Raw genomic sequence first — 23,366 nt, forward strand, 5'->3', positions numbered from 1 at the left:
CACGGCGTCGCCAGGCGGTAGTCCCGGCCGAGCCAAGTGACGGCTCACGGCCGCCCGGCGGGCGGGTCACGGCGTCGCCAGGCAGTAGTCGCGGCCGAGCCAAGTGACAGCTCACGGCCGCCCGGCCGGCGGGTCACGGCGTCGCCAGGCAGTAGTCGCGGCCGAGCCAACTGACAGCTCACGGCCGCCCGGCCAGCGGGTCACGGCGTCGCCAGGCAGTAGTCGCGGCCGAGCCAACTGACAGCTCACGGCCGCCCGGCCAGCGGGTCACGGCGTCGCCAGGCAGTAGTCGCGGCCGAGCCAACTGACGACTCACGGCCGCCCGGCCAGCGGGTCACGGCGTCGCCAGGCAGTAGTCGCGGCCGAGCCAACTGACGACTCACGGCCGCCCGGCCAGCGGGTCACGGCGTCGCCAGGCAGTAGTCCCGGCCGAGCCAACTGACGACTCACGGCCGCCCGGGCGGCGGGTCACGGCGTGACCAGGTGGCAGGGCCACGGCTGCCCGAGTGGCGGGTTATGGCGTGTCAGGTGGCAGGTTCCGGTCGACCCACGTGGCCGATCACGGGCGGTTCAAGAACGTGGAGATTCGGTCGCGCAGTTCGGCGCGGTTTGTCCACAGCACCGACGGGCGGTCGTAGACATGCAGCTCGGCACCCGGCAGCAACTCGGCCAGCCGTTCCGCCCAAGCCGCGGGGTGCAGCTCGTCGCCCATGCTGCCCAGCACCAGGGCGCGCCCGGAGAACCTGCCCAGCGCCTCGACATCCGGCACCGCGGGCTGCCGCCACAACGTCGCCAGCTCGGGTGCCAGGCCGTTCTTCTGCAGCTCTTCCACCCGCTGGCGCAGATAGGCCCAGCCCGTCGGCGTGTTGCGCACCGACGGCGGCAGCTCCGGCTCGACCGCGGCGGCGATCGCGGCCGCCTCGCCGGACTCGACCGCTGCCAGCAACCGCTCGGCGCGGGCCTCGGCGGTCGCGGGGCGGGTGCCGTCCAGCGGCGCGGGCAGGTAGAACACGACGCGCTCGAAACGGTCCGGCGTCTCGGACAGCACGCGGGCCAGCGCGGCGCCGCCCATGCTCGCGCCCAGCGCCCTGGTCGCGCCGGCCAGGTCGGCCACGCCGCGCAGGTCTTGGGCCAGGTCGCCGAACGTCCACGGGCCGGCCGGCGCGTCGGACCGCCCGTGGCCCCGGAAATGGAAGAACACCCGCCGGCCGGTGACCGCCGAGCCCAGCGGCCGGGTGCCGGAGATGTCGCCGCCCAGGCCGTGCGCGAACACGGTCACCGGGTCGCCGACGCCGGTGACGAGCTGCTCGAGGCGTACGGCAAACGGGGTTGTAATGATCTCGGTGGGTGCGCTCGGCAGCGTGGGGCGCCCGGAGCGTGGGCCGGTCGGGTCGGCGCGATTCAGCCGAGGGCCGCCGTCCGGAGGGGGCGGGCCGAACCGTCTCACCAGAAGCCTTTACCGTCCGACAGGTCGCGCAGGCCTTGACGCACGTCCAGCAGGTAGATCAAGGCGGCCGCGATGCCGATCAGGCTGAAGATGCCGGTCGGGCCGCTGAGCAGCAAGGTCAGCACGATACAGACGGCGAGGATGGCCGCCCACGCGCCCTTCGGAAGGGTGCCGATGGCCTGGAAGCCGTCGCCGCGCTGGGTCAGGCAATGGATCAGTGCCACCGCCTGGACGATCAAGGACATGATGAAGATGACCAGGTTGATGTATGTGGCAACAACGTGGTGAAACATCGGCGCGGCAGTGCCCATGACGGGAAGTCTATGCCGCGGGCCCCAGCCTGCGCGGGGGCCCGCGATCATGTCGTTACTGTGGGAATCACTCGGTGGGCTTGGTGGCGCGCTTACGCGGCTTCGGCGCCGGCTTCGCGGCCTCCACGGCCTTGGGCTCCTCAGTGGTCTCCAGGTCGGAGTTGACCACATCGGCGGCGCCGACGACGCCGCTGCCCACCACACGCTCACCCCGGGCCACCAGCGTCGCGTACGCGGTGACGGCACGCTCCTGGGCCAGCTGGGCGAGCGAGCTGACCACGCTGCTGGCGTTGCCGCGCAGCGCGTCGTAGTCGGTGGTCGCGGCCTTCGAACGGAGTTCCTGCGCCTTCGCGCCGGCCTGCTCGTTATATGTCTTCAGCGACGCCGCGGCGCGCTCACTCAGGTCGCTGACGACCGCCGGCAGCTTGCGCAGCTGCTGGTAGGCGATGTCGCCGGCGCCGGCGGCGGCGTAGAGCGCGGCCGGGAATCGGGTCTTGGTCGGGTCGGTCATGATGTTGTCTCCTCGGATGTCTTCGAATCGGCCGCGGTGCGGGCGTTCTCATTCCGGAACGTCTCGTAGATCTGCGACAGCGACTGCTTCTGCGCCATGGTCAGCTCGTGATCGGCGGCGATGGCGGCCAGCACGCCCGGCTGTCCGTCGCTGTCCAGCAGACCAGCACGCAGGTACATCGCGGGGGTGGAAACCCGTAACGCGCTGGCGATCTGCGCGAGCACCTCGGCACTGGGCTTGCGCAGGCCACGCTCGATCTGGCTGAGATACGGGTTGCTGACGCCGGCCTTGTCGGCGAGCTGACGCAGCGAGATCTTCGCGGTCTGTCGTAAGTCTCGGATGAAGCTGCCGATGTCTTGCGGCAGATCCTTGGGCGTGGCCATGCATTCGAAGGTAACGCGAGGTGCTAGCTCCTGCAAGCGAAATGCTAACAAGAGCTAGCGTGAATCAGGTCACCGAACCGGACGAACCTCCCCGACCGGCTCGCCGCCCCCGAAAACGATCTCCGGCAGCTCCGGGACCTCGACACCGAGCCGGCGCAGTTCGTCGAGGAGCACGGGCGTACGGGCTCGCATCGCTCCGTCCTCGACCTTGATCGCCACCGCTCCCCGGCCCGGCACCGCGACCGCCACCACCCCTTCGGCACCGCCCTTGGCGAGCAGGCCGGGCACCGCGCCCATCAGCACCGTGTCGTGCGCGCCGGTGCCCGCCACCATCTCCGGATGCGCGCGCATGGCGTCGGCGACCCGGCGCTCGGGCGTGCCCGCCGGCGCCTCCACCAGCCGCTGGAACGCGCGGGCCAGCCCGGTCAGCGAGATCGCGAACAGCGGCGCGCCGCAGCCGTCCACCCCGGTCGCCGCGATCGGCTCGCCGGCCAGGTCGGTCACCGCGGCGACGATGGCCACCTGCAGCGGATGCTTGGGATCCAGGTACGACTCGAGGGGCCACCCGTTGACGGCGCAGGTGGCGAGCATGCCCGCGTGCTTGCCGGAGCAGTTCATCAGGATCCGCTCGGGACCGCCCTGCGAACGGAGCCAGGCGTTACGGGACGCCTCGTCGAGCGGCAGCGCGGCGGGACAGCGCAGGGCCCCCGGATCGAGGCCGGCCGCGCCGAGGATCTCGCGCACCCGTCGCACGTGGAACGGCTCGCCGTAGTGGCTGCCGCTCATCAGCGCGAGGTCAGCCTCCTCGCGCGGGGCCAGGCCGGCGCGCAGCATGCCGACGGCCTGTAACGGCTTGTTCGACGAGCGGGGGAACATCGGGCTGGTGACGTCGCCCCGGCTGGTGCCGCCCAGGACCGCGACCGAACCGTGGTGCACGCTCTCCACAAAGCCCGAGCGCACGACTTCCGCGATGATCATCGGGCAGCCACTCCCAGCAGCTCGCGGGCCTCGGCGGTGGTCAGTGGCGGGCGCTCGGCCAGGTGCGCGAACCCAGCCGCCCGCGCGACGAGCTGCATGTTCGACTCGACCGGCCGGCCCTTGGCGTACGTGATCGTGTCTTCCATCCCGACCCGCAGGTGGCCGCCCGCGGAGAGCGAGGCCAGGATGACCGGGATGGTGCTGCGGCCGATGCCGGTGGCCGAGAACGTGGTGCCGGCCGGCAGATCGCGGATCGCCCGCTCACACGCGACCAGCGTGGCGGCGTCGCCGGGCATGCCACCGGGCACGCCCATCACGAGATCGACGTGCACGTGGCCGCCGAACGGCAACTCGTGCTTGGCGAGCAGCCGCTGCAGCGTGGTGAGCTGACCCAGGTCGAAGATCTCGTACTCCGGCACGATGCCCCGCTCCTGCATGCGGGTGTGCAGGTCGACGATGAACTCCCAGCGGTTCAGGAAGACGCCGTCGCCGAAGTTGACCGTGCCCATGGTGCAGGACGCCATCTCCGGGGCGGCGTCGAGCACCGCGAGCCGGTCTTTCTCCGGATCGGTCACGGCGCCGCCGGACGACAGCTGGATGATCAGGTCGGTGGACTCGCGCAGGGCTTCGACGGTCGCTTTGAGACGGCCCAGATCGAGCGTCGGCTCGGCTTCGGCACCCCGGATGTGCACATGGACGATCGAGGCCCCCAGTGCCTCGCACTCCTTGGCGGTCGTCACCAGCTCATCGAGCGTCACGGGCAGCACCGGCACGGCGGCCTTGCTGCTCTCCGCGCCCGTGGGGGCAACGGTGATCACGGTCCCGGTCATGCCCTGAACGGTAATTCAGGCGGGATCGACCGCGGCAACCGACTCCCCCACGCGCAGCTCGGCGGCATCGTCCACGTTGCGCTTCACCACGGCGAGCGCGACCAGGCCGAGATCGTGGTGCTGGACGGCGGTGCCGACGAAGCCGACCTCGCGATCGCCCTGCACCACCGGCGTGCCCTGCGCGGGCGGCAGGTCGGTGGCGATGCCGTCCAGGTGCAGCAGGACCAGGCGGCGTGGCGGCCGGCCCAGGTGGTGCACGCGGGCGACCGTCTCCTGGCCGCGGTAGCAGCCCTTGTCCAGGTGCACGGCCGGCGCGATGAACTCGGCCTCGGCCGGGATCGTCTTGTGGTCGGTCTCCCAGCCCAGGCGGGGGATCTTATGACCAACCCGGATTGCCTCGTACGCCCGGAGCCCCGCCAGTGGCACACCGAGCTTCTCGATGACGGCCGCCTTGCTCGCGCGCGGGATCAACAGGTCGACGCCCAAGGGGACGCGCCGGGCCAGGCCGCCTTCGTACTCGCGTACGGCATAGACGCTGGTGGCATGCTGGGGCACCGCGCCGCTGGGGAACTTCGGACCCGGCACCGCGGCGGTCTCGGGAGCCGCGAGCTCCGGGAAGAGATCGGCCGCGCCGGGGCCGACCAGCGACAGCACGGCCATCTCGCCGGTGGCGTCGCGGGGCTCCACCCGGGTGAAGAAGCGCATCATCTCGAGATACTTGAGGAGGCCCGCGCCCGCGCCCGGCTCGGTGTCGAGCCAGGCGGTGGTGCCGTCCTCGGTGACGTACGCGTGCTGCTCGACGTGGCCGTGCGGGCTGAGCACGAGGAGCTCGCTGCCCATCCCCTTGGACAGGTCGGACAAGTGCTGGGTGGTCAGGGTGTGCAGCCAGCTCGCCCGCTCGTCACCCGGCACCGCGAGGACATCCCGGTTCGAGCGGTCGACCAGGCCCACCGCCGTTTCGAGGGTGCGCTGCTCACGCATCGGGTCGCCGTAATGGGCGGGCACGCCCGCGTCGGCGGAGGTCGGGTCCAGGTCTTCGACCATCACCACGGTCATCTCACAGCTCCTTGCAATCCCCGCAGACGCCGAAAAGCGAAACGTGCCCGACGTCGACCCGGAAGCCTCGCTCCTCCAGCAGCCGGTCGGTCACCGGTTGCATCACTGACGGGTCTACCTCACTGATCGACCCGCATCCACGGCAGACCAGGTGAACGTGCTGATCCTCACCCACGGTGTGATAGGTGGGCGAACCGTGCGAGAGGTGCGTGTGGTTGACCAGTCCGAGCTCTTCGAGCAGCTCCAGCGTCCGGTAGACGGTCGTGATGTTGACGCCGGCGACCCGCTCCCGGACCGCCGTGTGCACCTGCTCGGGTGTCGCGTGGCCGAGCTCGTGGACAGCCTCCAGGATCAGCTGGCGCTGCGGCGTGAGGCGCAGGCCGCGTTCCCGGAGCATGGACGCAAGCGAAGAGGCGGACACGTAACGAAGGTTACGCTCCGGCGGTGGTTAGCCGCTTACTCGTCTCGCCGGAGGAGCTGTTCGGGGACGGCGTTTTCGAGACCGTGCATGTGCGTCCGTCCGGGCCGTGGCTGCTGGCGGAGCACCTGGCGCGGTTGCGCCGGTCGGCCGAGTTGCTCGATATCCCGGTGCCGGCGGACGTGGCGGATCGGGTCGCTGAGGCTGTCGCGCCCGGCCTGTCCGACTTTTCGGAAATTTCGGAAATGGCGTTGCGGATCATGCTGACCCGGGAGTCGCTGCACGTCGCCGTGTCGCCGATTCCGGGGGCCGCGCTCCGGGAACGTCGCACCGGCATCCGGGTGATCAGCGCGAGCATCGGCCACGAACTCGGACGGCGGCCTCCGTGGTCCCTCTCGGGTGCCAAGGTTCTGTCGTACGGGAGTAATTTCGCGGCCCGGCGGTGGGCCAGGCACCAGGGCGCCGACGATCTTTTGTGGTTGTCGGACGAGGGGTACGCGCTGGAGGCGCCCACCGCGTCGCTGGTGTGGCTGGCGGACGGCGAGTTGTGCACGGTCCCGGCCGGCGAGGCGGACATTTTGCCCGGCACGACCGCGCGCGAGTTGCTGTCCGCTGCCGCCTCCGTGGGCCTGGAATCCGGCGAACGCATGATCACCCTCGCCGAGCTGCGTGACGCCTCCGCGATCTGGTTCGCCTCGTCGTTGCGCGGCCTCGCCGAGGTCACCGCACTGGACGGCGTCGCGCGGCCGCCCTCCGCGTGGACCAGACGCCTGCTGAACGCGCTCGGCTATCCGCTCGCGCCGTAAGCGCTGATTGTGGCCCGCGCCGCCCAGCTCAGCGCCCCGGCCCTCGGCGCGCGAACCCGCCCGGCCGGCGACGGCGGCGGGGGTCAGCTCGTCCACGATCGCCGCACCGGCAGCCGCAGGCTTCATCAATACGCACCCCGCCAGCCGCGCCGCCGCCGGATTTATCCGCCTTTATCCGCCGATGCGCAGCAGGCGCGCGGACATGTGCGGCTGCAGACCGCTGTCGTCCACCGCCATCTCGTACGCGTACAGCAGCGCCCCGTCGACGATCCCGAACAGCCGGTGGCCGCCGGTGACGTGCAGCCCGGACGGCGTGTACGCGACCGCGTCCGCCTCCATCTCCAGGCGGGTCGTGCCGATCGTCTTGCCCACGTAGATCTCGGCGACCCCGTCCGGGCTGATCATCGTCGCTTCCATCTCGTCGGTGGCGCGGCCGTCGTCGGTCAGCACCGGGCGCCAGTAGCCCGCCTCGTTGAGCCACTCGCCGGCCGGCTTCGACTCCTCGTCGAGCAGCCACGTGCGCGACTCGTACTTGAGGAACGAGCGCCCGTCGTGACTGATCCGGACCTCCTGGGCGAAGTTGTAATCCTCGTCCGCCGGGAAGCCGCCCTGCCCCCGACCGCGCCACAGGCCCACGAACGGCAGCAACGCCAGCAGCGTCGGATGCAGGTCGGGACCGCTGCGCAGGTCGTGGGTGTCCGCATAGGGATAACGCTCGACCGGCGGCGCGTTCAGCCACGGCGGCGGGCCCAGTGGGTTGTCCGTCTCGTCGCTCACCAACGCCCCCTCGACACCCGGACGGCCAGATAGCCGAACCCGCCCGCCAGTGCGCCCAAACCGGCCACCAGCAAGCTCACGAACCCGATCTCCGTAACCATGACCGGCCCATCCTATGCTGACCCGCATGGCACGCTTGTTGGTCGTCAAGGCAACCTCCGGAGCCGACGCCCCGGAACGCACTTCGCAGGCGTTCACGGTGGCCAGCACGGCCGTCGCCGCGGGTGTCGAGGTCTCGTTCTGGCTGACCGGCGAGTCGGCCTGGTTCGCGCTGCCGGGGCGGGCCGCCCAGTTCGAGTTGCCGCACGCGGCGCCGCTGCCGGACCTGCTGGAGATGCTGCTGTCCAGCGGCCGGGTCACGCTGTGCACCCAGTGCGCCGCCCGCCGGGCGATCACCGAGGACGACGTGCTCCCCGGCATCCGCATCGCGGGCGCCGCCGTCTTCGTCGAAGAGATCATGTCGGACGGCGCGCAGGCTCTGGTCTACTGACAGGCCGTACTGACGCTCACGTTCGCTCGCGGCCCGTCCACCCCGATCACCACAGAATCACTGCCGGTCCGGTACGCCCGTACGTCCTCATCAGTCCGGATAACCTCGGTGACGCCCAGAAACCCCAGCCGCTCGGGCAGGTCGGCGGGCGCGGGGATGCCGTCCACCTCGTACGTGCCGGCGACCTTGCCGTCCGGGCACTCGACCGCGCGTACGGACGGAACCTTGTCCTGGGCACCCAGCGCTCGCAAGACGGAATCCAGCACCATCGGCGGGTTTGCGGCGGCCGGATCGGCGGGCGCGGCACGTTGCGATCCGTGCGGGCGGCAGCCGGTCGACACACGCACGGTCACGTCCCGCGCGTCCACCTGGGAGTCGGAGTCCACGCCGATGAAGTTCCCCGCGTCGGCGTGCAGCGAGTATTTCGTGCGACCCACCGCGACGTCGGCCTGATATCCCGTCGGCAGGTCGGCGGCTATCGCCTCCAGGGTCGCGCGGGCCTGGCCGTCGCGTACCCGGATGGTGATGTCTCTGGTGGCCGCGACGCCCGACCGCACGGGCGTGACCCGGCAGCCCTCGGATAACGCCACCTCACCGAGCGTGACCGCCCGCCCACGCCCGCCGGCCGCCGCGAACACGACGCCGGTCGCCTGCTGCAGCTTGGGCAGCGCCTGATCGATGTCACGCTGCTCGGGCACGGTGGGCCGCTGATGCCCGACCGACCACACGGCCAGCCCGGCGACCACGACGATCCAGGCCACGACAACCCCGCCCAGCCACAGCTTGCGTCGCGACCGCCCCCGGGCCGACGGCGTACTCCCCAACCCCGGCCCCGTCACGGGAGCCATGGTGACACGTGAACCTCAGAAAGAATTCCGTCAGCCTTGCGGCCGAGCGGGGATCGGCCGGTTCGGTGCGGATTCGCGCGTGTCCCAACGCGTGCTTGCGAGTCGCCGCTCAGTGATCGTCAGCAGGTCGAACACGTCGCGAGCGAGGTACGCGGTGGTCCCCCGATCGACCTTCTTCCGGCTGAGGATGTGCGCGTCGGCCAACTCTTCCAGTGCCGCCCGCGCGGCCGGCCCCGAGACGCCGAGAAGCCGCTGCGCGGAATACGGAGTGGTAACCGGAGCTTCGGGCAGCAGCGGCAGAAGACGCATCACGGCGGACTGGGAGCGCGGTTGCCGCACCGCCCCGTTCTCGTAGCGAAAGGCGAGGTAGCGCTCGGCCCATTGCTTCTGAAGCTCGGCGAGCATGGTGACAAAATGCCGAGCCTGTTCGACCGCGACGCCGACCGCGAGGAGGAAGGTTTCCAGCCAGGTGTCCACGCCCGCAGTGGCCTCCGGCCCGTCGACCCGGCCGAGATACCGATACGCAGTCAACCCCGCGACATATTCCTCGGAACGGGTGAGGAGCACCAGGCTGACCGGCAGGATTGCGGCTTTGGTCAGCCCGCGGCGGGTGAGCACAGTATGAATCAGTGCGCGCCCCACGCGACCGTTGCCGTCCGCGAACGGATGGATCGTCTCGAACTGAGCGTGCACAAGCGCAGCCTGGATCAACGGCGCGTGTACGGCGCCGCTCAGATACTCGGCCAGATCCTCGACCAGGGAAGGGACGTCGCTGGGCGGCGGTGGGACGAAGTCAGCGCCGAGGGGATGCCAGTCGCTGCCGCCGATCCAGTTCTGCGCATCTCGGATGCCCTGCTGCGGGTGCTGGGGCAGAAGCGCTCGATGGAGGTCGCAGAAGCTCTGCGGGCTGATCGTCTCGCACGCTGCAAGCACTCCCGCGGCCTGCCGCAACGTGACGATGTTGTTCGCCACCAGACGCGCGTTCTCGTTGAAGCTCGCGATAGGCGCGTCTTCGGTGGTGGCCAGCTCGGCGAGGGCGACCTGTTGTGCGGAAACCTGCAAGCCCTCGATGCGGGAGGATGCGATCGCCTCAGAACGCAGGAGGAAGCGCGCGAGGCTTTCCAAGCCCATCGCGCCTGGTGTGTCGGCCAGACCTCGCACGGCCGTCTCCACCCGCGCCGCCATGTGCGCGACGTCTGGGCTCACGACGAGGGGTCGGGTCAGAAGCGTGTCCGGGATGTAGGTGTCATACCGGCCGCCCCACTTGTCCCGGCGCGCCGGAGCGTCCCACGACACGTCCCAGTGCGCTTCGCGGAGCTCAGCCATGGTGCTTATCCTTTCGCAGATCCGGATCCATGAAAGGATAAGCCTTAAACTTGCATGGAATCGAATCCGCGAAAGGTTAAGGTCCAAGCGCTGCGACGGCGCTGTGGCTCGATCGGCACACTGCGAGGCCGCCCGCCGTGGGCTGGACACGAGACGTTGAGCCGGTAGTGACGCCGGGACTACTTCTGCTCGTCCTCGTGCACTCGGTTGGGCCGCTTGGCGGCCCAAACCCGAACGTCTGACGTGCGCCAGATCCGTCCCACGGACAGGTGGGCGACGGGGGCGGGAAAATCGGCACGCTCGACGAGCACAGCCACGCGTTGGCGTGAGACGCCCAGGTAGTCGGCGATCTCGGCGGCGGCCATGACCTCTTCCATTGGCGCCGATCCTCCGTTTTCGGAATTGTCAACCTGCAAACCCGGCACGTGGCCGACTGCTTCTCAGCGGATGGCTACGCGTTTATTGAGGACGACAAGCTGGAAGCCCTGGCGTTGACGCTGCGGTCCTTTCTAGAGAGGGCCGACACATCGCCGCGCCCTCGCTCAGGACCACATCGGACTGGGTCCCGGTCGTCGGGGCGTAGAAGTAGTTCTTTGCGCGGCCCCGGACGGCAGCTCCTGGCGCGCGAATGCCCGACCGACTGGTTACACGTCCGCCTCAGAGAGCGAGCGCGACGCGTAACGACATATCGACGAGCTCGACGCTCTCCGGCGCGAGGGTCGCGACCCTCTCCGTCAAATACGACTTGTCGACCTCGCCGACCCTGGGGATCTGAGCAACACCCAGCCGATTTCCGGATTCGTCGGAGACGGCCGGTTGGATGACGTCCGAGTCGATCACGTCGGAAATCGGCACCACCAGCACGCCTTTGCGTTGCGCGGTGAGTCCCTCGGCCCCCACGACGAGGACCTTGTTCTCCTGTCCGATCCGGTACCGGATCCAGACGTCGCCGCGCTTCACTCGCCGCCGTCCTCAAACATCCGCTGCTCGATTTCCTCGGCCCACTCCTTCATCAGATCAGGGTGGAGCTGATCCTGCTCCGCGGTGTGCGCAGCGGCCTCGGCGATCCCTCGATCCCGGACGGCCCGCGCGACCCATTCCGCCAGCGGCATCCGTGCGAGGTCCGCCGCCGACCTGGCGACGTGCAGTGAGGTGGAATCCATGTCGAGGGTGATGCGCTCGGTAGCCATGTCCCTCACGCTAGGACAAGTCCGAGAGGCAGCGGGTGTCATGAGCCAACTCTACATGAGACCATTAACTAATGACTACCCCCGGGCAGCGAACGACGACGAGCGCGACGGTCCTGCCTTGGCAAGAAATTCGCACGGCCGTTCGACGTCGCGGGGTCAACGCGGGGTGAGTGCCGCATACTCCCCGGAGGCCAGGAAACGGGCGATCGTGTCCCTCGTGCCCGGGGTGAACTCGCGGGACAGCACCTCGGCCGCCGGGATGAAGAGCATCGCGGCGCCCTCGCCCAGGACCACATCGGACTGCACGGCGGTCGTCGGGGCGTAGAAGTAGTTCTTCGCCCGGCCCTCGGACGGCAGCTCCTGGCGGGCGAACAACCGCAACGGCGCTGACGGCCGCACCGACGCCTCCTCCCACAGCTCGCGCCCGGCGGCCTCCAACGGCGTTTCGCCCGGCTCCACCGCGCCGCCGGGCAGCGCCCAGACGTTCGGGTACGCCGGGGCCTTGTCGTCGCGCAGCTGCAGCAGCAGCGCGCCGTCCGAGGCCACCAGCAGCGTGCACGCCAGCTCCAGCAGCATGGTCATCCTTTCGCGAGGCGCTCCAGCGCGCCGACGGCCACCTCGGGGCGCGTCGTATACCAGAACGGGGGCAGCGAGCGGCGCAGGAAAGCGCCGTAGCTGCGCGCCGTCTCCAAACGGGAGTCGAGCACCGCCACCACTCCCTTGTCGCCGGTCGAGCGGATCAGCCGGCCGACGCCCTGGGCCAGGCGGACGGCGGCGATCGGGACGCTCACCGAGGCGAAGCCGGAACCGCCGGCGGCGTCGACCGCCGCCGTGCGGGCGGCCGCGAGTGGCTCGTCCGGGCGCGGGAACGGCAAGCGGTCGATCACCACGAGCTGGCACGCGTCGCCGGGCACGTCGACGCCCTGCCACAGCGACATGACGCCGAACAGGCAGCTCGCCTTGTCGTCCCGGAACTTGCGGACCAGCACCGGGAGGGATTCCTCGCCCTGCAGCAGGATCGGCAGGTCGGTGCGGGCGCGCAGCAGCTCGGCGGCCTGGGTGGCGGCCTTACGCGACGAGAACAACCCGAGCGTGCGGCCGCCGAGCGCCTCGACCAGCTTCAGCAGCTCCTCGCCGGCGGCGTCCGGCAGGCCGGACATCTGGGGCCGGGGCAGATGCGCTGCCACGTACAGGATGCCCTGCTTGGGATAGTCGAACGGGGAACCGACGTCGAGCGACGTCCAGCCGTCGCCGGAGGTGGGCGGGGCCTCGGCGCTCAGCGAGCCGGGTGCGGCGGTCTCGGCGACGGCCGAGCGCTGCGACTTGACCGCCGCCGGGGCGGCCGCGGGCAGGCCGAGCGAGCGGGCCACCGTGTCGAAGCGGCCGCCGAGCGTGAGCGTCGCCGAGGTGGCCACCACCGTGCGGTCCGTGTAGAGGCCCTGGGCCAGCGTGCCGGCGACCGACAGCGGCGCGACCACGAGGGCGCGCCGGCCGCTGCCGAGGTCGGATTTCTCCACCCACGCCACGTCGAAGTCGGACTCCTCCAGCAGCCGCTGCGCGGTGTCGTTCAGCTCGTCCAGCGACGCCTTGGCCTGCTGTTTCCGGACCGGATCGGGGTCGTCGCTCTTGATGTCGCCGATGGCGGTGAGACCGGCTCGCGTCGCCGTCTCCAGCAGGGTGACGGCGTGTCGCAGATGCGCCGGGAGCCCGTCGGTGAGCCGCCCGGCCGCCACGTCCGCCAGGCCGACGGTGAGCGCGTCGGCGGCCTCGGCCAGCGCCTCGCCGGCCGCCTGCGGGATGATCGTGCGGGCGCGCCGACCGCAGCGTTCGATCGCGTCCGGGGTGATCTCGGCCTGGGCCGCCGCGGAGACCCGGTCGGCCAGCTCGTGCGCCTCGTCGATGATCAGCAGTTTGTGCGGCGGGACGATGTGCCGGTCGGCGAGCATGTCGACGGCGAGCAGGCTGTGGTTGGTCACCACCACGTCGGCCTCGCGGGCCCGCGCGCGGGACGCCTCGGCGAAACACTCCGCACCGTACGGGCAGCGGGACGCGCCGACGCAGTCACGGGCCGGCATGGACACCTGCCGCCACGCCGTGTCGTCGACGCCCGGGTCCAGTTCGTCACGGTCCCCGGTGGACGTCTTCTCCGACCACTCGCGCAGCCGCATGATCGCCTTGCCGAGCTTGCCGGCCTCGCCGAGCCACTGGGTGGCGGCCCGCGGCGGCGCGTCGTCGAAGAGCGTGTTGGTCGGCGCCTCCTCGTCGGCGTGCTCCATCTTGGCCATGCACAGGTAGTGGTGGCGGCCCTTGAGGACGGCGAACGTGGGCCGCCGCCCGAGGACCGGCTCGACCGCGGCGGCCAGCCGGGGCAGGTCGTGCTCGACGAGCTGGTTCTGCAGAGCGAGGGTGGCGGTGGAGACCACCACCGGGCCGTCGACCAGCAGGGCGGGCGTCAGATACGCCAGGCTCTTGCCGGTGCCCGTGCCGGCCTGGACTAGCAGATGCTCACGGTCCTGGACGGCCTTGTCGATCGCGGACGCCATCGCCTCCTGGCCGGGCCGGGACGAGCCGCCGGGGACGGCACCGACCGCGGCCGCGAGGAGTTGCTCGGCGGTGGCCTTCTTCTTCGTCGCTGCGGGCACGTTGAGAAGGTACCCGCCACCACCGACAGAACCCGACCACCGTTAGGGTTCTTGCATGCCGAACGAGACGGTCCGGGTCGTCTACACGAAGTACGACGGTTCGGCGCACCGGGACTATCCAGCCCGCCGTTTCGACACCGATGACCTGGGTGTCTGGGTCGGCGTCACGCGCGGCACGCCGTCGGTCTACCACGGCCGCCCGTCGGTCGAGCAGATCCCGTTCGTCCTGCTGATCCCGCATCACGCGTGGTGGACCGGCATGTTCAACCCGCCGCCGCGGACGAGCGAGGTGTATTGCGACATCACCACGCCGGCGCGGTGGGAGGGCGACACCGTGCACATCATCGACCTGGACCTCGACGTGGTGCGCCGGCGCGAGAGCGGCCTGGTGGAGCTGCGGGACGAGGACGAGTTCGACGAGCACCGCACCCGGTTCGGCTACCCCGACGATCTGGTGACCGAGGCGCGCGCGGCGGCGAGCCGGCTGCTGGCGGCGCTCGGCGACGGCTCCGAGCCGTATGCCACGCTCTACCACAAGTACCTGCAGCGGGTCACCGACTGATCCGCCCGCTGACCCCGGGGGATTTCTGCGCGACATTACGCAGCTAGCACCACGAATCGTGACAAAGTAGGAATTTCCTATTTGGTACGAATCGGGTGGTGGCGCGCGGTGAACGAGTCGGTGATCACGGCGGGGCTGGCCGGCGCTGCGGGCGCGGCCGCGGCGGTGGCGGCGGGAGTGGTCGTGATACGCCGGCAGCGGCCGTATCAGCCCGCCGCGCACGCGATCGCCGCCGGCGACGACACCAATCCGCTCCGCGAGGTGCTGCGGCGCGGTCTGGGCGGACTCACCGTGCCGGTCATCCCCGGTCCGCACGGCGAACTCTTCCTCGGCGACGGCGGACCCCAGCCCGGCCGTACGCTTCGCCGGCTCATCCTCTCGCCGCTGCTCGCCCGGGCACGCGCCGGAGGCGGCCGGCTCGCCCGTGATCAGCGGGTGCCGTTCCGGCTGGTGGTGGAGTTCGCCGGGCCGAACCGGGACGCCGAGATCCTGCTGCGCGCCTACCGCATGCTCGACCAGCAGTTACGCGATCACGGTCCGCTGCTGAGCCGGTGCGACGACGGGCGGCTGCAGCCGGGGGCGGTGACGGTGTCCGTGGCCGGCATCGTCGACGTGCGCGAACTTCTTTCCACCCAGACCCTCCGGTACGCCTTCGCGGACGGAACCTTTGACGACGTCGGTTCGCGCTCGGCGCCGCCCGCGCTGGTGCCGATGATCAGCGAGCAGTGGAGCCGGCGGTTCGGCTGGGACGGGCGCGACGAGATCCCCGCGGAGGAGCGCCACCTGCTGCACGCCCTGGTGCGGTCGGCGCATGAGGACGGGCGTACGGTGCGCATCTCGGGGTTGACCTCGGGGTCACGCAAGGAACGCCGGGCGGTCTGGGCCGAGTTGGGGGCGGCCGGCGTCGACGTCATCGCCGACCAGGACCATCGCGCCCTGGCCAAACACCTGCGACGCCATCCGGTCAGCAAATGGGTGCCGCGCGAACCGCTGCCCACCCGGGCCGTGCGCCGTGGCTCGCCCCGACCGACCGCACCGCGACCGGACCGGCGTCACGAACCGGTCTAGACGGGCGAACGCGAGGTGAACCAGGACCTACCAGTAGCATTCCTGGAGATCCATCCGTCGCTCGTCGATCGAGGTCCGCGCCGTGAAGTTTTCTTTCCGCCCCGTCGAGGGTGCCTTCTACGACCTCTTCACCAAGGCCGCGGACAACCTCGTCAAGGGTACGGAACTGCTCAACGAGCTGGCCCTGCCCGGTGTCGACGTGCAATCGGTCAGCGAGCGACTGACCGATGTGGAGCACGACAGCGACCAGATCACGCACGAGCTCTACAAGAAGATCAATTCGACGTTCATCACCCCGTTCGACCGGGCCGACATCTACTCGCTCGGCTCCCAGCTCGACGACGTGATGGACCATCTCGAGGCGGTCGGCAATCTCCTTTACCTGTACGGGCTGACCGAGCTCCCGTCGCTGCCACGCGAGATGCACGAGCTCGTGAACGTGCTCGACCAGCAAGCCAAGATCACCGCGGAGGCGATGCCCCGGCTGCGGTCGATGAAGGGCATGGAGGAGTACTGGATCGAGATCAACCGCCTGGAGAACGACGGCGACCGCGCGTACCGGATGCTGCTGGTCCGGCTGTTCTCCGGCGAGTACGACGCGTTGACCGTCCTGAAGATGAAGGAGGTCGCCGACGAGCTGGAGGCGGCCTGCGACGCCTTCGAGCACGTCGCCAACACCGTCGAGACGATAGCGGTCAAGGAGTCCTAACGCCTTGTCCGTCGAACTCGTGGCCGCCTTGGCGGTCATTCTCGCCGCGATGGCGTTCGACTTCACCAACGGTTTTCACGACGCCGCGAATGCCATCGCCACCAGCATCAGCACCCGGGCACTCACGCCTCGGGTGGCGCTCGCCATGGCCGCGGTGGGCAATTTCGTCGGCGCGCATTTCGGCGCGGGCGTGGCCGCCACCGTCGGCGAGGGCCTGGTCGATTTACCGGTCGGCTTGGCAAGCCTCGGCGTCGTGTTCGCCGGCGTCCTCGGCGCGATCGCCTGGAACCTGATCACCTGGTATTTCGGGCTGCCGTCCAGTTCGTCGCACGCGCTGTTCGGCGGCCTGGTGGGTGCCACGCTGGTCGCCTCGCACGGGACGGTCCAGTGGGACAACATCATCTCGAAGGTTCTCATCCCGATGGTGCTGTCCCCCGTGGTCGGCCTGGTGCTCGGCTTCCTGCTCATGGTCGCCATCATGTGGATCTTCCGCCGCGGCAACCCGAGCCGGCTGAACCGCGGCTTCCGCATGGCGCAGACGGTCTCGGCCGCCGCCATGTCGGTCGGTCACGGCCTGCAGGACGCGGCGAAGACGATCGGGATCGTGGTGCTGGCGCTCTACACGGCCGGCCTGCAGGACAGCCCCACCCACATCCCCTGGTGGGTGTACTGGACGTCGGCGTCGGTGCTGGCCGCCGGCACGTACGCCGGTGGCTGGCGCATCATCCGCACCCTGGGCCGGAAGATCATCGACCTGGGCCCGGCCGAGGGTTTCGCCGCCGAAACGGTGGCCAGCTCGGTGCTGTTCTTCAACGCGCTGGTCCTGCACGCCCCGATCTCCACCACCCACACGATCACGTCGGCCATCACGGGCGTGGGCGCGACGAAGCGCTTGACGGCGGTTCGCTGGAACGTGGCCGCCAACATCGTGGTCGCCTGGGTGACGACGTTCCCCGCGGCCGCCCTGATGGCCGTGCTGGCGTATTACCTGGTGCGCCCCCTCTTCTCCTGACCCGCACGGCCGACATCGGGCGGCCGATCGGCCTCGTGAGTGGACGGCGTTATGCGGCGTTCGCCCGGATGTCACCGATCCGGCGCGACGAACTTTCACCGTCCTCGCCAGTCGCGCCAGTCGCGCCGATCGCCCGTCGCGCCCGTGGCGGCCGTCGGGCCCGTAGCGGCCGTCGCGCCCATAGCGGCTGTCGCGCCCATAGCGGCCGTCGCGCCCATAGCGGCTGTCGCGCCCATAGCGGCCGTCGCGCCCATAGCGGCCGTCGCGCCCATAGCGGCCGTCGCGCCCATAGCGGCCGTCGCGCCCATAGCGGCCGTCGCGCCCATAGCGGCCGTCGCGCCCATAGCGGCCGTCTCGCCAGTCGCGCCCGTAGTGGCCGTCGCGCCATAGCCCCGCAGCCGCCCTCGCATACCCGATATTTCCGGTATCGGCCGAGCCTTCTGTGCCGTCGCTCGTGAAGCAGCGCGAGGCGGGGCCGGTCCCGTTCCCCGGGGCGGCGGGCGGCGGGCGGCGGGCGGCGGGCGGCGGGCGGCGGGCGGCGGTTCCATTATGTGGGACAAACGGCCGCCAACTGAGACCGTCGACCCACATCATGGACCGCGCGTCCGCGATGTGAGACTCTCGTCCATTGTAGAGAGTATCTTTGTCACACATTGCGGCTTTCATCCGGTCGACTTTTCCGGCCGAATGTGGACCTTGGAGAGTTATGGCTCGTATGTGGGCGCAAGTCTCCAAGGTCGCGAAAAGTCCACGATGTGGCTGCGGTGTCCCACATAGCGGATGGCCGGTCCACGAGCGGATCACCGCGCGGAGGGGCTGCCGATCACGCCAGCCATGGTCAGGCGGCGCGATCGGAAGGCCAAGATCAGGCGGCGGCGACGGGAAGGCCACAGTCAGGCGGCGGCGACGGGAAGGCCACAGTCAGGCGGCGGCGGGAAGGCCACGGTCAGGCGGCGGCGGGAACGCCACGGTCAGGCGGCGCCGGGAAGGCCGCCGTTGGGCGGCCCTCCCGCGCGTGTCAGTAGGTGACGCCGATCTGGTCGCGGATCGAGTCGAGCAGGGACATGACCTCGAGCGTCGTGGCGTGGGGCATCAGCGGGGACTCGAGGTCGCCGGCCTGGATGCGGGCCTGGACCTCGGCGGCCTCGAACTGGTAGCCGAAGCCCGGCCACGGGAAGTCGAACGTCTCCGGCTCGCGGCCGGGGCGGTTCAGGGTGAACGACTTCGGCATGTGGAAGCCGTGCGGGAGGTCGATGCGGCCGTCCGAGCCGGTGATGGTCGCGATGTTGGGGCTCTCGCCGTTGATGCTGGCGGTCAGGGCCGCCACGGCGCCGGCCTCGTAGCCGAGCAGGATGCCGGTGTTCTCGTCGACCCGCTCGGGGGTGAGGTGGGCCCAGGACTGCACCGAGGTGGGCGCGCCCAGCAGCAGGTGTGCCAGGTGCACCGGGTAGACGCCGGTGTCGAGCAGGGCGCCGCCGCCGAGTTCGCGGTTGCGCAGGCGGTGCTCGGGCGGGAACGGGCCCTGCAGACCGAAGTCGGCGGTGATCGTGCTGATCCAGCCGATCGCGCCGTCCCCGACCAGCTCGGCGATCTTGCGGATGGCCGGGTTGATGCGCATCCACATGGCTTCCATCAGGAAGACGTTCCGGCTGCGGGCCGCCTCGATCAACCGGGCCGCGGACGGCAGGTCCAGCGTGATCGGCTTCTCCACCAGGACGTGCTTGCCGGCCTCGACGCACAGCATCGCCGCGTCGTAGTGGAACGCGTGCGGCGTGGCCACGTAGACGACGTCGACGTCCGGGTCGGCGGCGAGCTCGGCATACGTTCCGTGGGCGCGTTCGAAGCCGAACCGCTTCGCGAACGCCTGCGCGTTCTCCAGCGATCGCGATCCGACGGCGGCGAGCTCGGCCCCCTCGACGAGGGCTAGGTCGGAAGCGAACTTTTCGGCGATTCCGCCGGTGGCCACAATGCCCCAGCGGACTTTCTGGTCGGTCATGATCGCAACGTTATCCCGTCCGACCGAGCCGCCCGCTGAGCGCAAACGGACTAAAGCCCCTCCGACCGCGCCACCCACCACCCACAAACGGACTAAAGCCCATCCAACCGCCCCGCCCACCACCCACAAACGGACTAAAGACAAATTTCTCGCAGCAATGGCACGATCAGCAGGTGAGCGATTCGACACCCCAACCGCTGCCAGCTGCGATGATCAAGCGCGCCCGTGAGTTCAGCGGCCCGCCGGCACCTGTGCGCCCCGCGGCCACCGTCGTCCTGCTGCGCCCGGAGAAGGAGGCGGCGGAAAAGGAGGCGGCGGAAAAGGGCAGGCACGACGCCAAGCCCGACTTCCAGGTGTACGTGCTCAGGCGCGCCTCGACCATGGTCTTCGGCGGGCTGTACGCGTTCCCGGGCGGCGGCGTCGATCCGTCGGACTGCCCGGAGACGATCCGCGCGGACTGGGCCGACCTGCTCGGCGTGTCCAACGATCAGGCGCGGGCGGTGGTCGGCGCGGCCGCGCGTGAGTTGTTCGAAGAGGCCGGGGTGCTGCTCGCCGGCCCGGCCGATCAGCCCGATCGCACCGTGAGTGACGTCAGCACCGACGACTGGGAGGCCGACCGCGCCGCCGTGCAGGCCCGCGAGCTGACCATGACGGAGCTGCTGGGCCGGCGTGGGCTGCTGCTGCGCGATGACCTGCTGCTGCCCTGGGGACGCTGGATCACGCCGGTGTTCGAGCCGCGACGCTTCGACACCTGGTTCTTCGTCTCGCTGCTGCCGCAAGGGCAGACGGCGCGGGACGTGTCCGGCGAGGCCGACGGCACCCAATGGATTCGCCCGGCGGCCGCCGACGGCCTGGCCATGCTGCCGCCGACGCGTAGAACACTGAACTCTCTCACGCCGTACGGGAAAATGGAGGAAGTGGTCGCGGCCTCGAGTCGCCGTGATGCCGCGACGCCGGTCATGCCGCGCGTGGAATTCACCGAGGACGGCGGTGCCCTGCTGCACATTCCGTGAGCAGGGCCCGCCCTTGAAAGATCACCCGAAGCGACCGGTGATGTAGTCCTCGGTCTTCTTCTCCACCGGGTTGCTGAAGATCTTCTGGGTGTCGTCGTACTCGATCAGGCGGCCGGGCTCGCCGGTCTTGTCGATCGAGAAGAACCCGGTCTTGTCGCTGACCCGGGCGGCCTGCTGCATGTTGTGCGTGACGATGATGATCGTGAAGCGGTCCTTCAGCTTGAACATCAGGTCCTCGATCGCCAGCGTCGAGATCGGGTCGAGCGCCGAGCAGGGCTCGTCCATCAGCACGACCTGCGGCTCGACCGCGATGGTGCGGGCGATGCAGAGGCGCTGCTGCTGACCGCCGGAGAGGCCGGCGCCGGGCCGGTTGAGCCGGTCCTTGACCTCTTCCCAGAGGTTCGCCGACTTCAGCGCGCTCTCCGCGGCGTCGTCCAGCACCGACTTCTTCTTGACGCCGTTGAGCCGGAGGCCGGCCACGGCGTTGTCGTAGATCGACATCGTCGGGAACGGGTTGGGCCGCTGGAAGACCATGCCGATCATGCGACGGACCGCGGTGACGTCCACGTCCGGGTCGTAGATGTTCTGGTCGTCGATGGTGAGCCGGCCCTCGATGCGAGCGTTCGGCAGCACCTCGTGCATGCGGTTGATCGACCGCAGGAACGTCGACTTGCCGCAACCGGACGGACCGATGAGCGCGGTGATCGACTTGGGCTCGACGGTCATCGAGATGCCGTCGATCGCCTTGAAGGAGCCGTAGTACGAGGTGACGTTGCTCGCCTCGATGCGCTTGGCCATGGGGTTACCTCTTATCGGGTCAGCTTGTTGCGACGGGCGAGCATCTTGGCGGCGATCGTCAGGATCAGCACGATCGCGACCAGGGTCAGCGCGGCGGTCCAGGCGCGGGCGGGCGCATACCGCGACGCGTCGCCGGCCTGCTGGTAGACGAAGAGCGACAGCGACTGCTGGTTGCCGTTGAACGGGTCGAAGTTGATCGCCGCGGCACCGCCCGCGACCAGCAGCACCGGGGCGGTCTCGCCGGCCGCGCGGGCGATCGCGAGCATCACGCCGGTGACGATGCCGGGCAACGCGGTCGGCAGCACCACCTTCGTGATGGTCTTCCACTGCGGGACGCCCAGCGCGTACGCACCCTCGCGCAGCGGGCCCGGCACCAGGCGCAGCATCTCCTCGGTGGACCGCACGATCGTCGGCAGCATCAGCACGGTCAGTGCCAGCGAGGCCGCGAAACCGGAGAACCGCGGCTCCCCGTCGTTGAACCACGGGCTGACGATCAGCACCCAGAACGACAGCACGAACAGACCGGCGACGATCGACGGGATACCGGTCATGACGTCGACGAAGAAGCGGACCGTGTTGGCGAACTTGCCCTTGCCGTACTCGACCAGGTAGATCGCGCCGAGCACGCCCAGCGGGATGGCCAGCAGCGCCGCGATCCCGACCTGCTCGAGCGTGCCGATGATGGCGTGGTAGGCGCCACCGTTCGGGTCCCGGGCGCTGATGTTGTTCATCGAGGTGTTGAAGAAGTTGGCGTCCAGGCGGCTCGCGCCCTTGGAGATCAGCGTCCACACCACCGAGGCGAGCGGGATGATCGCCAGCACGCAGGCGGCGTAGATCAGGGCCTGCCACATGCGGTTACGAGCGGCGCGCCGGCCCTCGATGCGCCCGGCGACGACGGCGATCCCGACCAGGTAGAGGATCAGCGCGATGACGACGGCCAGCACCCAGGTGCCGATGCTCGCGCCGTAGGTCAGGGCGAACCCGATGCCGAGCGCCACCACCGCCACGAGAAGGTTGACGGCGACCGGAAGCTTCTTGGTACGGATGTTCTGCGGCGTCATCACGACGTCGGCGTCGGTCTGATTCAGAAGGCTCATGCGGCACTGTCCCGGAACTCGCGCCGACGGTGGATGATCGCCCGCGCGGCGATGTTCACCACGAGAGTGATGGCGAACAGCACCAGACCGGAAGCGATGAGTGCGCCCCGACCGGTGGCGTTGGCCTCGCCGAACGCGTTGGCGATGTTGGCGGCGATCGAGTTACCGCCGTTTTGGATGATGTTGGGCGAGATGGAGAAGACGGCGCCGAGCGTCAGCGCCAACGCGATGGTCTCACCGAGAGCACGTCCGAGGCCAAGCATTACGGCGGCAATCACACCGGGCTTGCCGTACGGGAGGACCGAGGTGCGGATCATCTCCCACTTGGTGGCGCCGAGCGCGAGCGCGGCCTCCTCGTTCATGCCGGGGGTCTGCTGGAACACCTCGCGGGACAGCGAGGTGACGATCGGCAGCACCATGATGGCGAGCACGATGCTGCCCAGCAGGATCGAGCGGCCGAACGGGCCGTCGCCCCCGAAGAGCGGGATCCAGCTGAAGTAGTGGTTCAGCCAGCCGGAGAACTCGCGGACCGGCTCCAGGAAGACGTCCCGGCCCCAGAGACCGAAGACGACGCTGGGCACAGCGGCGAGCAGGTCGATGGCGAAGCCCAGCGGCGTGGCCAGCCGCTTGGGCGCGTAGTGCGAGAGGAACAGCGCGATCCCGAGAGCGACCGGCACCGCCATGATCAGCGCGATGACCGAGGTCAGCACCGTGCCGAAGCCTAGTGCCAGGATGCCGAAGCGTGGCTGCGCGTCGTTCGGGAACCACGTCTTGAAAGTCAGGAAGTTCTCGTGGTCGGCGTTGATCGCCGGGATTGCCTTCGAGATCAAGAAGACCGCGATGGCCACGATGATGACCAGGACCATCGCGCCGGCCGCCACGGACAGGCCGCGGAACCCGCTCTCCATCGAGAAACGGGCCTTTTGGGGCAGGGCGCCACCGCCGCCGATCGGGGGTTCTTGGTAACTGCTCGGGGAAACGCCGGTGCCGGCGGACCGGGCGTGACGACCTGTCACACCCGTTCCGCCGGCAAAGGCATTGTCCGAGCGGGAGGGGTAGTCACCCATCTGCTCGCTCGCCTGTCGTGTCGAAGGGATG

Annotated in this window: 27 protein-coding genes and 1 pseudogene; 7 read left to right on the forward strand and 21 right to left on the reverse strand. The window is 69.8% G+C overall.

The genetic code is table 11. The features are described from left to right. Positions 1-559: 559 nt before the first annotated feature. The 8 genes and pseudogenes from HH310_RS12195 to HH310_RS12230 form a co-directional block, all read right to left on the reverse strand. On the reverse strand, positions 560-1,447 hold the full coding sequence (locus tag HH310_RS12195) for an alpha/beta fold hydrolase (RefSeq protein WP_169175621.1): 888 nt from the start codon (positions 1,445-1,447) through the stop codon (positions 560-562). Then, positions 1,444-1,758 (reverse strand): DUF2516 family protein, encoded by a 315-nt coding sequence (locus tag HH310_RS12200; protein ID WP_169175622.1) that lies wholly within the window; start codon positions 1,756-1,758, stop codon positions 1,444-1,446. Before HH310_RS12200 ends, HH310_RS12195 begins: the two co-directional genes overlap by 4 nt. Positions 1,759-1,825: 67 nt before the next feature. Continuing rightward, complete coding sequence (locus HH310_RS12205) at positions 1,826-2,269, reverse strand: hypothetical protein (protein ID WP_169175623.1); 444 nt, start codon at positions 2,267-2,269, stop codon at positions 1,826-1,828. Between the two features lie 38 nt (positions 2,270-2,307). Continuing rightward, positions 2,308-2,652, reverse strand: a pseudogene (locus HH310_RS12210) (helix-turn-helix domain-containing protein); the annotation flags it as partial. 69 nt (positions 2,653-2,721) lie between these two features. Beyond that, a complete protein-coding gene (locus HH310_RS12215) occupies positions 2,722-3,630 on the reverse strand; it encodes an asparaginase (RefSeq protein WP_169175625.1) in 909 nt (302 codons plus the stop codon). Continuing rightward, entirely contained in the window at positions 3,627-4,460 is an 834-nt protein-coding gene (locus tag HH310_RS12220; protein ID WP_169175626.1) for a 3-keto-5-aminohexanoate cleavage protein, read from the reverse strand. Before HH310_RS12220 ends, HH310_RS12215 begins: the two co-directional genes overlap by 4 nt. 15 nt (positions 4,461-4,475) lie before the next feature. After that, complete coding sequence (locus HH310_RS12225; RefSeq protein ID WP_169175627.1) at positions 4,476-5,516, reverse strand: folate-binding protein YgfZ; 1,041 nt, start codon at positions 5,514-5,516, stop codon at positions 4,476-4,478. 1 nt (position 5,517) lies between these two features. Beyond that, on the reverse strand, positions 5,518-5,913 hold the full coding sequence (locus HH310_RS12230; RefSeq protein WP_211192076.1) for a Fur family transcriptional regulator: 396 nt from the start codon (positions 5,911-5,913) through the stop codon (positions 5,518-5,520). A 47-nt stretch (positions 5,914-5,960) separates the two neighbouring features. On the opposite strand from HH310_RS12230, the gene HH310_RS12235 reads away from it, so the two are divergent. Beyond that, a complete protein-coding gene (locus tag HH310_RS12235; RefSeq protein ID WP_169175629.1) occupies positions 5,961-6,740 on the forward strand; it encodes an aminotransferase class IV in 780 nt (259 codons plus the stop codon). Between the two features lie 171 nt (positions 6,741-6,911). Here HH310_RS12235 and HH310_RS12240 read toward each other — a convergent pair whose 3' ends face one another. Both HH310_RS12240 and mtfM read right to left on the reverse strand, forming a co-directional pair. Next, positions 6,912-7,517, reverse strand: coding sequence for an FABP family protein (locus HH310_RS12240; RefSeq protein WP_169175630.1), 606 nt, complete (start codon positions 7,515-7,517; stop codon positions 6,912-6,914). Next, positions 7,514-7,618, reverse strand: coding sequence for a small membrane protein MtfM (gene mtfM / locus HH310_RS44790; RefSeq protein WP_282438455.1), 105 nt, complete (start codon positions 7,616-7,618; stop codon positions 7,514-7,516). The genes HH310_RS12240 and mtfM overlap by 4 nt, the downstream gene beginning before the upstream one ends. Positions 7,619-7,632: 14 nt before the next feature. On the opposite strand from mtfM, the gene HH310_RS12245 reads away from it, so the two are divergent. Continuing rightward, the gene (locus tag HH310_RS12245) at positions 7,633-8,007 is read left to right on the forward strand and encodes a DsrE family protein (protein ID WP_211192060.1); all 375 of its coding nucleotides are present in this window, start codon (positions 7,633-7,635) and stop codon (positions 8,005-8,007) included. Here HH310_RS12245 and HH310_RS12250 read toward each other — a convergent pair. From HH310_RS12250 to HH310_RS12280, 7 genes are all read right to left on the reverse strand, one after another. Continuing rightward, on the reverse strand, positions 8,001-8,846 hold the full coding sequence (locus HH310_RS12250; protein ID WP_169175632.1) for a hypothetical protein: 846 nt from the start codon (positions 8,844-8,846) through the stop codon (positions 8,001-8,003). The genes HH310_RS12245 and HH310_RS12250 overlap by 7 nt on opposite strands. 39 nt (positions 8,847-8,885) lie before the next feature. Further along, a complete protein-coding gene (locus HH310_RS12255; RefSeq protein WP_169175633.1) occupies positions 8,886-10,181 on the reverse strand; it encodes a Fic family protein in 1,296 nt (431 codons plus the stop codon). Positions 10,182-10,360: 179 nt separating this feature from the next. Further along, a complete protein-coding gene (locus tag HH310_RS12260) occupies positions 10,361-10,558 on the reverse strand; it encodes an AlpA family transcriptional regulator (RefSeq protein WP_169175634.1) in 198 nt (65 codons plus the stop codon). 280 nt (positions 10,559-10,838) lie between these two features. Beyond that, entirely contained in the window at positions 10,839-11,141 is a 303-nt protein-coding gene (locus HH310_RS12265; RefSeq protein ID WP_169175635.1) for a type II toxin-antitoxin system PemK/MazF family toxin, read from the reverse strand. After that, the gene (locus tag HH310_RS12270; RefSeq protein ID WP_169175636.1) at positions 11,138-11,371 is read right to left on the reverse strand and encodes a hypothetical protein; all 234 of its coding nucleotides are present in this window, start codon (positions 11,369-11,371) and stop codon (positions 11,138-11,140) included. The genes HH310_RS12265 and HH310_RS12270 overlap by 4 nt, the downstream gene beginning before the upstream one ends. Before the next feature lie 156 nt (positions 11,372-11,527). Beyond that, positions 11,528-11,947, reverse strand: a complete 420-nt coding sequence (locus tag HH310_RS12275) for an NUDIX domain-containing protein (RefSeq protein WP_169175637.1) — start codon at positions 11,945-11,947, stop codon at positions 11,528-11,530. A gap of 2 nt (positions 11,948-11,949) precedes the next feature. Then, positions 11,950-14,013, reverse strand: coding sequence for an ATP-dependent DNA helicase (locus tag HH310_RS12280; protein ID WP_169175638.1), 2,064 nt, complete (start codon positions 14,011-14,013; stop codon positions 11,950-11,952). A 55-nt stretch (positions 14,014-14,068) separates the two neighbouring features. Between HH310_RS12280 and HH310_RS12285 the strand changes: the two genes are divergently transcribed. The 4 genes from HH310_RS12285 (at position 14,069) to HH310_RS12300 (ending at position 17,364) form a co-directional block, all read left to right on the forward strand. Next, entirely contained in the window at positions 14,069-14,575 is a 507-nt protein-coding gene (locus tag HH310_RS12285) for a DUF402 domain-containing protein (protein ID WP_169175639.1), read from the forward strand. A gap of 108 nt (positions 14,576-14,683) precedes the next feature. After that, positions 14,684-15,643, forward strand: coding sequence for a hypothetical protein (locus HH310_RS12290; RefSeq protein ID WP_169175640.1), 960 nt, complete (start codon positions 14,684-14,686; stop codon positions 15,641-15,643). Positions 15,644-15,725: 82 nt separating this feature from the next. Next, the gene (locus HH310_RS12295) at positions 15,726-16,352 is read left to right on the forward strand and encodes a DUF47 family protein (RefSeq protein ID WP_169175641.1); all 627 of its coding nucleotides are present in this window, start codon (positions 15,726-15,728) and stop codon (positions 16,350-16,352) included. A gap of 4 nt (positions 16,353-16,356) precedes the next feature. Then, positions 16,357-17,364, forward strand: a complete 1,008-nt coding sequence (locus HH310_RS12300; protein ID WP_169175642.1) for an inorganic phosphate transporter — start codon at positions 16,357-16,359, stop codon at positions 17,362-17,364. Positions 17,365-18,382: 1,018 nt separating this feature from the next. Here the strand turns inward: HH310_RS12300 and HH310_RS12305 are convergent. After that, positions 18,383-19,360, reverse strand: coding sequence for a Gfo/Idh/MocA family protein (locus HH310_RS12305; protein ID WP_169175643.1), 978 nt, complete (start codon positions 19,358-19,360; stop codon positions 18,383-18,385). 209 nt (positions 19,361-19,569) lie between these two features. On the opposite strand from HH310_RS12305, the gene HH310_RS12310 reads away from it, so the two are divergent. Then, complete coding sequence (locus HH310_RS12310; RefSeq protein WP_169175878.1) at positions 19,570-20,373, forward strand: NUDIX domain-containing protein; 804 nt, start codon at positions 19,570-19,572, stop codon at positions 20,371-20,373. Positions 20,374-20,394: 21 nt separating this feature from the next. Here HH310_RS12310 and pstB read toward each other — a convergent pair whose 3' ends face one another. From pstB to pstC, 3 genes are read right to left on the reverse strand one after another with little or no spacing between them, the layout of a single operon-like run. Then, complete coding sequence (gene pstB / locus HH310_RS12315; RefSeq protein ID WP_169175644.1) at positions 20,395-21,171, reverse strand: phosphate ABC transporter ATP-binding protein PstB; 777 nt, start codon at positions 21,169-21,171, stop codon at positions 20,395-20,397. 11 nt (positions 21,172-21,182) lie between these two features. Then, complete coding sequence (gene pstA / locus HH310_RS12320) at positions 21,183-22,268, reverse strand: phosphate ABC transporter permease PstA (RefSeq protein WP_169175645.1); 1,086 nt, start codon at positions 22,266-22,268, stop codon at positions 21,183-21,185. Beyond that, positions 22,265-23,335, reverse strand: a complete 1,071-nt coding sequence (pstC, locus tag HH310_RS12325; protein WP_169175646.1) for a phosphate ABC transporter permease subunit PstC — start codon at positions 23,333-23,335, stop codon at positions 22,265-22,267. Before pstC ends, pstA begins: the two co-directional genes overlap by 4 nt. Positions 23,336-23,366 lie beyond the last annotated feature (31 nt).

The sequence above is a fragment of the Actinoplanes sp. TBRC 11911 genome (genome assembly GCF_012933445.1).
GTDB lineage: Bacteria > Actinomycetota > Actinomycetes > Mycobacteriales > Micromonosporaceae > Actinoplanes.